This is a genomic window from Nostoc sp. (genome assembly GCF_036919895.1).
Classification (GTDB): Bacteria; Cyanobacteriota; Cyanobacteriia; order Cyanobacteriales; family Nostocaceae; genus Nostoc.
Genome location: NZ_JBALBW010000077.1, coordinates 16943 through 28532 on the forward strand (window position 1 = coordinate 16943; position 11590 = coordinate 28532).

At 44.1% G+C, this 11590-nt stretch carries 10 protein-coding genes and 2 tRNA genes; 8 read left to right on the forward strand and 4 right to left on the reverse strand.

The genetic code is table 11. From position 1 onward, the window contains the following. Positions 1–101: 101 nt before the first annotated feature. The 4 genes from pds to V7K55_RS15170 all read left to right on the forward strand — a co-directional run bounded on the left by pds (position 102) and on the right by V7K55_RS15170 (position 4199). Positions 102–1541 (forward strand): 15-cis-phytoene desaturase, encoded by a 1440-nt coding sequence (gene pds / locus V7K55_RS15155; protein WP_334832592.1) that lies wholly within the window; start codon positions 102–104, stop codon positions 1539–1541. Further along, positions 1525–2457, forward strand: coding sequence for a 15-cis-phytoene synthase CrtB (gene crtB / locus V7K55_RS15160; RefSeq protein ID WP_334832594.1), 933 nt, complete (start codon positions 1525–1527; stop codon positions 2455–2457). Before pds ends, crtB begins: the two co-directional genes overlap by 17 nt. Before the next feature lie 134 nt (positions 2458–2591). After that, positions 2592–2683: transfer RNA gene (locus tag V7K55_RS15165), tRNA-Ser, on the forward strand. Between the two features lie 193 nt (positions 2684–2876). Beyond that, entirely contained in the window at positions 2877–4199 is a 1323-nt protein-coding gene (locus tag V7K55_RS15170; RefSeq protein WP_334832596.1) for an ABC transporter substrate-binding protein, read from the forward strand. A 63-nt stretch (positions 4200–4262) separates the two neighbouring features. Here V7K55_RS15170 and V7K55_RS15175 read toward each other — a convergent pair whose 3' ends face one another. Then, entirely contained in the window at positions 4263–5093 is an 831-nt protein-coding gene (locus tag V7K55_RS15175) for a hypothetical protein (RefSeq protein ID WP_334832598.1), read from the reverse strand. A gap of 474 nt (positions 5094–5567) precedes the next feature. On the opposite strand from V7K55_RS15175, the gene V7K55_RS15180 reads away from it, so the two are divergent. Beyond that, complete coding sequence (locus V7K55_RS15180) at positions 5568–5885, forward strand: hypothetical protein (protein WP_334832600.1); 318 nt, start codon at positions 5568–5570, stop codon at positions 5883–5885. A 217-nt stretch (positions 5886–6102) separates the two neighbouring features. Beyond that, positions 6103–7830 carry a succinate dehydrogenase/fumarate reductase flavoprotein subunit gene (locus tag V7K55_RS15185; RefSeq protein WP_334832602.1) on the forward strand — a complete coding sequence of 576 codons (1728 nt, stop codon included), beginning with the start codon at positions 6103–6105 and terminating at the stop codon, positions 7828–7830. A 123-nt stretch (positions 7831–7953) separates the two neighbouring features. Here V7K55_RS15185 and V7K55_RS15190 read toward each other — a convergent pair. The 3 genes from V7K55_RS15190 to hisF form a co-directional block, all read right to left on the reverse strand. Further along, positions 7954–8026 (reverse strand) — tRNA-Ala (locus tag V7K55_RS15190). A gap of 94 nt (positions 8027–8120) precedes the next feature. Beyond that, entirely contained in the window at positions 8121–8315 is a 195-nt protein-coding gene (locus tag V7K55_RS15195) for a hypothetical protein (protein WP_012410736.1), read from the reverse strand. 99 nt (positions 8316–8414) lie between these two features. Continuing rightward, positions 8415–9188: an imidazole glycerol phosphate synthase subunit HisF gene (gene hisF, locus V7K55_RS15200; protein WP_114081963.1), complete on the reverse strand. Its 774-nt coding sequence runs from the start codon at positions 9186–9188 to the stop codon at positions 8415–8417. Between the two features lie 243 nt (positions 9189–9431). On the opposite strand from hisF, the gene ruvB reads away from it, so the two are divergent. Together ruvB and V7K55_RS15210 are read left to right on the forward strand one after the other, a co-directional pair. Continuing rightward, positions 9432–10532 carry a Holliday junction branch migration DNA helicase RuvB gene (gene ruvB / locus V7K55_RS15205; RefSeq protein ID WP_334832605.1) on the forward strand — a complete coding sequence of 367 codons (1101 nt, stop codon included), beginning with the start codon at positions 9432–9434 and terminating at the stop codon, positions 10530–10532. 116 nt (positions 10533–10648) lie between these two features. Continuing rightward, positions 10649–11452 (forward strand): tetratricopeptide repeat protein, encoded by an 804-nt coding sequence (locus V7K55_RS15210; protein WP_334832607.1) that lies wholly within the window; start codon positions 10649–10651, stop codon positions 11450–11452. Positions 11453–11590: the final 138 nt, after the last annotated feature.

Sequence of the window (11590 nt, forward strand, 5' to 3'; positions counted from 1 at the left end):
TTTGGGGAAGCGATCGCACAATCACCGCCAAATGTAACAGTTTGCAACGTATAATGAGAACGATAAAACCATTAAGAAATATTGAAGGGCATTAAGGTTAAATGCGAGTAGCGATCGCGGGAGCGGGACTAGCAGGGCTTTCCTGCGCGAAATATCTCACGGATGCAGGTCATACTCCCATTGTCTTGGAAAGCCGGGACGTACTGGGTGGTCTGGTTGCGGCGTGGAAAGACTCTGACGGCGACTGGTACGAAACCGGGTTACACGCCTTCTTTGGGGCATATCCGAATATGCTCCAAATGCTCAAGGAGTTGGGCATTGAAGATAGACTCCAGTGGAAAGAGCATACACTCATTTTCAATCAACCAGACAAACCTGGGACACTCTCACGTTTTGATGTTCCAGATATTCCATCTCCTTTCAACGTCATTGCATCGATTCTTCGCAACAAAGACATGTTGACTTGGGAGCAGAAGATTAGATTTGCAGTTGGCCTACTTCCCGCAGTGGTTCGGGGTCAAAAGTATGTTGAAGAGATGGATAAATACAGCTTCTTAGATTGGTTGAAAAGGCAAGGTGTAGACGAGCGGGTAACTAGTGACGTTTTTATCGCCGCATGTAAAGCCCTCACCTTTATCAATCCTGATGAAGTTTCAGCAACGATTCTCTTAACTGCACTGAATCGCTTTCTGCAAGAACGATATGGCTCAAAGATTGCATTTTTGGATGGTTCTCCCACAGAACGTCTATGCAGCCCCATCGTAGATTACATCACAGAACGCGGTGGAGAAGTGCGGTTAAATGTCCCTTTGAAAGAAATTTTGCTCAACGCCGATGGCACGGTGAAGGGATACTTGATTAGAGGGTTAAATGGCGCAGAAGATGAAGTTGTGACGGCTGATGCCTATGTATCTGCCATTTCAGTTGACCCTTTGAAAGTCATGTTACCTAAACCTTGGAAGCTGATGGAGTTTTTTCAAAAGCTGGAAGGTTTGGAAGGAGTACCAGTGATTAACCTGCATCTGTGGTTTGATCGGAAACTTACAGAAATTGATCACCTACTTTTTTCGCGATCGCCCCTCCTAAGCGTTTATGCTGATATGAGCAATACCTGCCGTGAATACGCCAACCCCAATCGCTCAATGCTGGAATTAGTTCTAGCTCCGGCAAAAGATTGGATTGCCAAATCCGATGAGGAGATTGTGGCTGCAACGCTTGCTGAGTTGGAAAAACTTTTCCCAGACCATTTTGGGGGAGACAACCCAGTAACATTGCTAAAATCTCATGTGGTGAAAACGCCGCGTTCAGTTTACAAAGCGACCCCCGGTCGTCAACAGTACCGTCCTGCACAAGTTACGCCCATTGCCAACTTCTATCTCGCTGGAAGTTATACCATGCAACGCTACTTAGGCAGTATGGAAGGTGCCGTACTTTCTGGTAAGCTGACAGCGCAGGCAATTTCTGAGGCTCTCCCGGTAGCAAATTCCTCAAACCTGCAAACGCTCACCCGACCGCCCGCAACGAATGCTGCAACTGCCTGATTCCCCCCCGCGCATGAAAACGCTGGTCTCTGTAGACGAGTCATACAAACTTTGCCGACATCTCACAGCAAAGTATGCCAAGACTTTTTACCTGGGTACTTTGCTAATGAGTCCGGTAAAACGTCAATCTATTTGGTCAATTTACGCTTGGTGTCGCCGTACAGATGAATTAGTGGATGGGCCCGCCTCTGCTATTACCACGCCAGAAACCCTAGACCTATGGGAACAGCAGCTGGAATCTATTTTTGCGGGACGACCATTAGAAAATTACGATGTCGCTTTAGTTGATACCCTCCAGCGCTTTCCGATGGACATTCAGCCCTTTCGGGATATGATTGCCGGTCAACGCATGGACTTATATCGCAGTCGTTATGAAACCTTTGAGGACTTATACCTCTACTGTTACCGCGTTGCTGGCACTGTTGGCTTAATGTCAACAGAAGTGATGGGTGTTGATAGCACCATATTCACCGCTCCGTGGCAACAGAACAAACAACCTTATCTTCCCACAGAAGAAGCGATCGCTCTGGGAATTGCCAATCAACTCACCAACATCCTGCGGGATGTGGGAGAAGATGCCAAACGGGGACGAATCTACATTCCCCTTGAGGACTTGGAAAAATTCAACTACACCGAGCAAGATTTCTTCAAAGGTGTGGTAGACGATCGTTGGCGGGCATTGATGCGCTTTCAAATTGAACGGGCTCGCCAATTTTATACCATATCAGACCAGGGAATTACTTATTTGGCATCCGATGCCCGTTGGCCTGTGTGGGCAGCATCAATGCTGTACGGCCAGATTTTGGAGGTCATTGAACGCAACAATTATGATGTGTTCAGTAAACGGGCTTTCGTTCCCCAGTGGAAAAAGTTACGCACCTTACCCTTAGCTTGGATGCGATCGCAAGTTCTTTGAATTTGTCATTAGTCATTTGTCATTAGTCATTTATATTTTGTAAATAACTAACGACCAATGACTGATGTCCAATTCCCAAAAATAACTATTGACTCTTCCCAACGAGTCTGGTAACATTGATATTCGTGAGTCATGGAGAGGTGGCTGAGTGGTCGAAAGCGGCAGATTGCTAATCTGTTGTACGGCAGGCAACTCCGTACCGAGGGTTCGAATCCCTCCCTCTCCGTTTTCCAGCTTTTAAGACACTGAATGTTTTCTGTGTCCAAAAGTAAAAAATCAAATAAGCGTAAACACTTTTACTCCCAAAGATGGATGATATGATTTATCCTTTGGAGTCCTGGTAAGATCCAACTAACTTAGAAATTTAGTTTGAATCTTAATTTTAGGCTCCTAAATATTTGAGGAGTGAAAGTTTATTTATGAGAAAAATTAGTGCCGCCTTAACCTTCGGTATAGCTACCATCGCAACTGGGTTTCTAGTTGGTTCTTGTGGTGATACCAGTACTCCCAATGGGACAGCTACCACTGGAAGTAGTGCTAGCCCAGCAGCAAACTCAACTACGACAAGCAGTGCGAAAGGGCTAAAAATTGGTTCATTGCTACCGACAACAGGCGACTTGGCTTCTATCGGACAGCAGATGTTAGGTTCTGTCCCTTTACTTGTCGATACAGTCAACGCTTGCGGTGGAGTGAATGGCGAACCAGTTACCTTGGTGCAAGTAGACGACCAAACTGACCCGAAAGCTGGTGCTGCCGGTATGACTAAACTCGCAACCTTAGATAAAGTAGCAGGTGTAGTTGGTTCCTTTGCCAGTAGTGTTTCTAGCGCAGCAGTCTCCATTGCCGTACCTAATAAAGTCATGCTGGTTTCCCCTGGTAGTACCAGTCCCATCTTTACTGAAAAAGCCCAGAAAGGCGACTTTAAAGGCTTTTGGGCGCGGACTGCTCCCCCCGATACCTACCAAGCACTAGCATTAGCTCAACTTGCCAGAAAAAAAGGTTTCAAGCGAGTTTCTACAGTCGTGATTAATAACGACTACGGCGTTGGCTTTGAAAAAGCATTTGTGCAAACTTTTGAAAAATTGGGTGGAACCATCGTTAATAAGGATAAGCCTGTCCGCTACGACCCGAAAGCGCAGACATTTGATACAGAAGCATCTGCTGCCTTTGCTGGTAAGCCAGATGCAGTCCTGGCTGTACTTTATGCTGAAACTGGCAGTCTATTCTTGAAAGCTGCCTATCAGCAAGGTGTATCTAAGGGAGTACAGATTCTGCTGACAGATGGAGTGAAATCACCGACTTTTCCAGAACAAGTTGGTAAAGGCAGTGATGGTAAATATATTTTAACTGGAGCGATCGGTACAGTACCTGGTTCTGATGGCAAAGCACTAGAAGCTTTCAACAAACTGTGGAAGGATAAAAAGGGTGGTGAACCAGGAGAATACGCTCCTCAAGCTTGGGATGCGGCTGCTTTGTTGACATTGGCGGCACAAGCTGCTACAGAAAATACAGGTGTTGGTATAGCCGGCAAAATCCGTGAAGTCGCAGATGGGCCTGGTACGGAAGTTACCGATGTCTGCGAGGGGCTGAAGTTACTTAAAGATGGTAAGAAGATTAATTATCAAGGAGCCAGTGGCAACGTAGATGTTGATGCTAACGGCGATGTTGTTGGTGTATACGACGTTTGGACAGTAGGAGACGACGGCAAAATTAAGGTAATTGACAAAGTTACCCCTAAGTAGAAAATTAGGAATTAGGAGTTAAGAGTTATGAATGAAATATTACTAACTCTTAACTCTTAACTCTTATAACCCAGTGAAGTTGTAACCAACTCCTAACAACAAGCCGATATCAGTTTGATCGAAAAATCCTGCATTGACAGAGGCTGTTGCTGTGAATTGAGAAGTTAGAGGCACATCAATGCCAGCAGATGCCAAAAAGGCAAATTGCGAATCATCGCCAGTTTTGTAAGCTGCACCTACTCCGACGTAAGGTGCGATCGCTAACGGTTCGCTAAAAGCATCTGCTGATTTGAAGGTAAAATCGTAGGTGATCGGCAGTAAAATTGTGGTGTTGTCCCCAAATATGGCTGAAGGGCGCACCGATATAGAATTTGTCAGCCCGATTTTACTTACTACCGCGAAGTTACCATCACCCAAAGACGTGTCACCACCATTTAGACCTATGTTAGCAGCAACCCCAACATAGCTACTACCACCACGGTTTGTTCTACCTAAATCAATATCCGATTGCGCCACTTTGGTAGCAGATGGTTCAGAAGTCGTTTGAGAAGTCGGTTGTACAAGCTCAGATGTTAGGGTGGCAGATGAGGTTGCTACTGTGCCTGGAATAGGTGTAGACGTTTCCTCTATGACAAGGTTTTGAGGCTGCTGTACCTCAGCTAAATTTGTTGCTGTAAATGTTTCAGTTGTTTCTGTAGAGAGCTTTTGACTTACAGTGTCTAGTTCTGTACTAAACTCATTGGGAGACGCTACGGTTGCGGAAGGGTCGGTTAATGCCTGACTGCTCACCTTATCTACCGTCTGGGCACTTGCAGATAAGCTGCTACCCAGGATTGTAAGAGCAGCTATACCTGGCAACCAAAAAACACCTTTACGAAGAAAAATAGTATTCACATTCACTCCTAAAACAAAATTGCCACGAAAAATAAAGGTTTTTGTTGATTTAAGTCAACAAGCTCGGGCAACATTCAAAATTTAACACCAAAAAATCGGATTTCACATCCTTACTTTGCTGGATTTATCTATAGTTCTAATGCACTGAAAAGCTGCGTAGGCGTAGCCCGTCGTAGACATCGCGCCTTAAGCTACGACGTAATACAGCCGATAAAACTAGGTTTTTAGAACTTGTGTATACACTGTAATACAAGGGAAAGAAAGAATTATTAGGCAGTGATGACCATAGGAAAAGGCTTCCCGTCGAGAATATTAGTCTATTTACGCTATACAGGACTAGGAATTGTAGTTTGTAACGAAAAAAGTTAATTGTGAAGCAATATTACGAAGTTTGCAAAAATATTTAGAAATTGTCTACAAAGCAAACATGGTTCTAACGTAGAACCTATATAGGAGAGACTTGAGGCAAATGTGATGAGCGGAAATAATATTCAAAAGTATCGGTTTGTCTGTACTCTGACTTTTGGTGATATCTACGGTCAAATAATTGTTTGGTTAATTACAATTACCCTAAGTTTGGCATCTGCCTTGGCGCTAATGGGTGCCAAGCGACCTGTGTATGCTTTAGCAACTGCGGGTCTGGTCGTTTTGCTATCGCTACCTTTCTTGTTGTTTGCGTTTGTCACTACCTTGTTAAATCATATTGAAGTCTGTCCTGTAGGGCCGGGAACTAAAATGGAACCCATGCCAGGTAATGTGTCTCAGCAACAACCTGTAGAAGCAACTAGCTAAAGAGTTAGAGACGCGATTAATCGCATCTCTACAGGAGTTTTTGAGTTTTAACTTTTAACTCCTAATTTCAAAATTTGTAATAATATCCCTGTCTATAGGCAGGGAATTTTTTTTGTAGAAACGCCACAATGCACTGCCTGATTAATTACGTCTATACAATAGAACAGCACGTCTAACAACGTTTAATTTTATCCAAGTATATATAGAGCGGCTAATTATGCTGGAACACGATGTAATTATTGTCGGGGGTGGATTGGCGGGATGTCGCGCTGCTGTGGAAATTGCCCGCACTGACCCCAGTTTAAATATTGCTGTGGTTGCTAAAACCCACCCAATTCGATCGCACTCGGTGGCGGCTCAAGGTGGTATGGCTGCGTCACTGAAAAATGTTGATTCACAAGATAGTTGGGAAGCACATGCTTTTGATACTGTCAAGGGTTCTGATTATTTGGCAGACCAAGATGCTGTAGCAATTCTCACCCAAGAAGCGCCAGATGTGGTAATTGATTTAGAACATCTAGGCGTTTTATTCTCTCGTTTACCCGATGGTCGCATTGCCCAACGAGCTTTTGGCGGACATTCCCACAACCGTACTTGCTACGCAGCCGATAAGACCGGTCACGCGATTCTGCACGAATTGGTTAACAATTTGCGGCGTTATGGGGTGCAAGTTTATGAAGAATGGTACGTGATGCGTCTGATTTTGGAAGAAAATGAGGCGAAGGGTGTGGTGATGTTCCATCTTTTGGATGGACATATAGAGGTAGTGCGAGCCAAGTCCGTGATGTTTGCTACAGGTGGCTATGGTCGCGTTTATAATACCACCTCTAATGATTACGCTTCTTCGGGTGATGGTTTGGCAATGACTGCGATCGCAGGTTTACCCCTCGAAGATATGGAATTTGTCCAATTTCATCCCACTGGCTTATATCCCGTAGGGGTGCTAATTTCGGAAGCAGTACGGGGTGAAGGGGCGTATTTGATTAATAGTGAAGGCGATCGCTTTATGGCGAATTATGCACCCAGCCGCATGGAATTAGCTCCTCGTGATATTACCTCACGAGCGATCGCTTATGAAATTCGCGCCAGTCGTGGTATTCATCTCGATGGTAGTGCTGGTGGCCCCTTTGTCTATTTGGATCTCCGCCATTTGGGTAAAGAAAAAATTATGAGTCGCGTTCCCTTTTGTTGGGAAGAAGCACATCGTTTGGTGGGTGTTGATGCGGTAACTCAACCGATGCCAGTGCGTCCCACAATTCACTATTGTATGGGTGGTATCCCAGTTAATACTGATGGGCAAGTCCGCAGCAGTGGTGATGGTTTAGTTGATGCTTTCTTTGCGGCTGGGGAAACATCTTGTGTTTCCGTTCATGGTGCAAATCGCCTTGGTAGTAATTCTCTACTGGAATGTGTCGTTTATGGCAAGAGAACTGGGGCTGCGATCGCCAAATTTGTCCAAAAACGGAAGTTACCCTCTGTAGATGAGCAACGCTACATAAGACAAGCCCAGCAAGAAATCCAAGCTTTGCTAGAACAACCAGGACAATATCGGATTAACCAAGTCCGTCAGGCTTTCCAAGATTGTATGACTGAGTACTGCGGTGTTTTCCGCACTGAGGCATTAATGAGTGAAGGCTTACACAAATTAGCAGAAATACAACAGCAATACCCTGAAATTTATTTAGATGATAAGGGTAGTTGCTGGAATACAGAACTTGTAGAAGCCTTAGAATTGCGAAGTTTGATGATAGTGGGACAGACAATTTTAGCATCAGCCCTAAATCGTCAGGAAAGTCGAGGCGCACACTTCCGCGAAGATTATTCCCAGCGAGATGATGCTAACTTCCTCAAACACACAATGGCTTATTATTCACCAGCAGGAATTGACATTCAATATCGGCCAGTGGCGATTACTATGTTTGAGCCAAAAGAGAGGAAGTATTAGCCAAAGATAAAAATTTAGTCCGTGTTTTTGTCAAGTCTAAAAAATTGGAAGCATAACATTTCCGTCACGGAAAAATTATGCTTCCAATCACAAACAGCTATAACGAGACTTAAAGTTTAAGGATGGAGTTAAGCGGATTCGAACCGCTGACCCCCTCAATGCCATTGAGGTGCGCTACCAACTGCGCTATAACCCCTTAAAATCCATTGTAAATTTTCGCTTAGTTACTAGTACTTTGTCAAGCTTTTTGTGGAAACTAAATTTTAAATATCTCCTCTACCATTCAACCCTCACAACGACACTTGCAACAAATAGGTCATACAATGCCCCATCAAAAAGTAAACTACTAACATGGCAGCAGCAGCCAGAGCAACCAATGTACCAGCCAACATTAGAGAAAATTCTTTACTCTCATAGGCTTTTTCCATTAAGTGCAGCGACCACGCTACCAAGGCTACATCAAAAAGTAAAATAGGAAGCAACATATTTCTTAATATTTGTTAATACTTGTAAAATAATATTAACACCCTTTTCAGGAAGTGTGTCTAACCTTAGATGGATGTCATTAAATGGGAAATGTTGGGTCAAGATAATGTTCTGACTGGCACATTGCGATCGCGCAAATAATTTTTGATTTCTGCTACGCTTAATTGTCCGTAATGTAATAGAGATGCCAGTAATGCTGCTTCAGCCTTACCTTCGGTTAAAGCGGTGTAGATATGTTCACAATTACCTGCACCACCAGAAGCAATAACTGGAATTTCTACAGCGTTTGCAATAGCCCGTGTGATTTCGATGTCATACCCAGCTTGGGTTCCATCAGCATCCATACTTGTTACTAGCAGTTCTCCAGCCCCGCGTTTTTCAACTTCCTGTGCCCACAATAGGGCATCTAAGCCTGTATTTTCTCTGCCACCCCGCACATACACATCCCAACCTGGATTCTCCGGGTTATTTCTGCGTCTGGCATCAATAGCAACAACTATGCACTGATTACCAAAGCGATCGCTGGCCCGATTAATCAAGTCTGGATCGCGCACCGCCGCAGAATTAATACTAACCTTATCTGCGCCTGCTCGTAACAAAGCTTTAACATTTTCTAAGGATTGAATGCCACCACCCACAGTCAATGGAATAAAGACCTGTTCAGCAGTTCGGTAGACCACATCTAAAATTGTAGCTCGGTCTTCATGAGTAGCTGTAATATCCAGAAATACTAACTCATCAGCACCGGCTTCGTTGTAAACCTTGGCCAGTTCTACCGGATCGCCTGCATCTTGGAGATTAACAAAGTTAACTCCTTTTACAACCCGTCCCGCCTTCACATCTAAGCACGGTAAGATTCTTTTAGATAACATAATAATTTTTGTACTTCTGGGTAATTGACCGGAATTTAAATTTTAAATTGGCGCGGGTATTTCCAAACGAAAATTTTCACAAGTATGGGGTATTGGGCATTGGAATTAGGGGAGAGGTGAAAGGTTACAGGTTATAGATAAATAATCTGTACCCTATAACCTGTAACCTATTCCCTTCTCTACTCCCCAGTCCCCAGTCCCCAGTCCCCAGTCCCCAGTCCCTTAAAAGTAGATAGCTGAATTATGGCGATAATCTCCTCGAAAAAACAGCCTCCAGAACCCAACGGAGAACCAAAGCAGCTTCGAGAGTCGGCGAAAGCACCATCCACAGAAAATATTTTGAAGCCGGAAGCTGCTATTGATGAGCAAGAACAGCAAGAAGAAGGTATTCGACCACACCGATTTGCTGATTACATTGGGCAAAAAGATTTAAAGGATGTGCTAGATATTGCCATCAAAGCAGCTAAGTCTCGTAGTGAAGTGTTAGATCACTTGCTGCTCTATGGGCCGCCGGGATTGGGCAAAACCACAATGGCAATGATTTTAGCATCGGAAATGGGGGTAAATTATAAAATTACTAGTGCGCCAGCCCTAGAACGTCCACGGGATATTGTCGGACTACTGGTAAACCTCAAGCCGGGAGATATCTTATTTGTGGATGAAATTCATCGCCTCTCGCGGATGACGGAGGAAATTCTCTATCCAGCAATGGAAGATTATCGCTTAGATATTACAATTGGCAAGGGTTCCAGCGCTCGGATCAGAAGTTTGCCTCTGTCAAAGTTTACCCTAGTGGGAGCTACAACCCGTGTTGGTGCTTTAACTTCACCACTGCGCGATCGCTTCGGTTTAATTCAAAAACTCCGATTTTACGAAGTTGACGAACTGACTCAAATTGTACTGCGAACCGCTCAATTACTCAAAACCCCTGTTACAGAAGATGGTGCTACAGAAATTGCCCGTCGCTCACGCGGAACACCACGGATTGCGAATAGATTACTTAAAAGAGTCCGTGATTATGCGGAAGTAAAAGTATGTGGTGAGATTAATGAAATAGTTGCATCTGAAGCATTGCAACTATTCCAAGTAGATCCTTGCGGTTTAGATTGGACAGATCGTCAGATGCTGAGTGTGATAATTGAACAATTTAACGGCGGGCCAGTCGGGTTAGAAACAATGGCAGCAACAACGGGTGAAGATACCCAAACAATTGAAGAGGTATACGAACCTTACCTTATGCAGATTGGGTATTTAACTAGAACTCATCGCGGCAGAATGGCGACAAAGGCAGCATATAAGCATTTGGGATTCACACCACCTAATGAACAGTTGTCATTATTGTAATTATGGGCATTAGGCATTGGGCATTGATAATCGTAAATGAGTCTTTGAACTCCATTCCTCTTCCCCATGCTCAATGACAAATGACAAATGACAAATGACAAATTAGGTAAACCTAGATGATTAAGTTGATTGGTATTTTTCTGAGTCTGTTACTTGTGTTTGGTTGGGGTACACCAGTGATGGCACAATCTCAGCCGCCCATTACTCAAGAACAGTTAAAACAAGGTGATGAATGGGCAAATCAAGCGTTTATAGCGACGAATCAAGGTGATTTTGCGACGGCTGAAACTTACTGGACAAAGATTATTGAGCAATTTCCCACTAATGCAGGGGCGTGGAGTAACCGGGGAAATTCGCGGGTGAGCCAGAATAAGTTACAAGAGGCGATCGCAGATTATAACAAAGCCATAGAACTAGCGCCGAATGTTACCGATCCATATTTGAATCGGGGTGCGGCATTAGAAGGGTTAGAAAAATGGGACGATGCGATCGCAGATTATAATCGTGTTCTAGAACTAGATCCTAAAGATGCGATGGCGTATAATAATCGCGGCAATGCCACAGCAGGTTTAGGAAAATGGGATGATGCGATCGTAGACTACAAAAAATCTAATGAGATAGCCCCAAATTTTGCCTTCGCCCGTGCTAACTACGCTCTCGCTCTTTATGAAACTGGTCAAAAAGAGCAAGCAATCCGTGAAATGCGAAATATCGCCCGTAAATACTCCAAATTTGCTGATATGCGTGCCGCCCTTACAGCTGCATATTGGGTAAATGGAGAACAAGGTGAAGCCGAGAGTAACTGGGTGGCAGCTTATGGACTTGATAGCCGCTATAAAGATATCAACTGGGTAAAAAATATCCGTCGTTGGCCGCCCAGCCTAGTTACAGCTTTGGATAAGTTCTTGAAAATCCAGTAATTAGCAAGTAAATAAGCTGTTAAGCAAATAAGATTGCACATTGAGACAGCAGGGGACAGGGGGCATGGAGCAAGGGAGAGGGTTTGCAGCTTTTATTACTGTGCAATTTAAAGGACGATTAGCTTAAAAGGGGAAGCG

Coding starts and splice junctions, on each gene's coding strand:
- V7K55_RS15170 (WP_334832596.1), top strand. CDS start 2,877: ATGAGAAAAATTAGTGCCGCCTTAACCTTCGGTATAGCTACCATCGCA.
- crtB (WP_334832594.1), top strand. CDS start 1,525: ATGCTGCAACTGCCTGATTCCCCCCCGCGCATGAAAACGCTGGTCTCT.
- V7K55_RS15180 (WP_334832600.1), top strand. CDS start 5,568: ATGAGCGGAAATAATATTCAAAAGTATCGGTTTGTCTGTACTCTGACT.
- V7K55_RS15210 (WP_334832607.1), top strand. CDS start 10,649: ATGATTAAGTTGATTGGTATTTTTCTGAGTCTGTTACTTGTGTTTGGT.
- V7K55_RS15185 (WP_334832602.1), top strand. CDS start 6,103: ATGCTGGAACACGATGTAATTATTGTCGGGGGTGGATTGGCGGGATGT.
- pds (WP_334832592.1), top strand. CDS start 102: ATGCGAGTAGCGATCGCGGGAGCGGGACTAGCAGGGCTTTCCTGCGCG.
- V7K55_RS15195 (WP_012410736.1), bottom strand. CDS start 8,315: ATGTTGCTTCCTATTTTACTTTTTGATGTAGCCTTGGTAGCGTGGTCG.
- hisF (WP_114081963.1), bottom strand. CDS start 9,188: ATGTTATCTAAAAGAATCTTACCGTGCTTAGATGTGAAGGCGGGACGG.
- ruvB (WP_334832605.1), top strand. CDS start 9,432: ATGGCGATAATCTCCTCGAAAAAACAGCCTCCAGAACCCAACGGAGAA.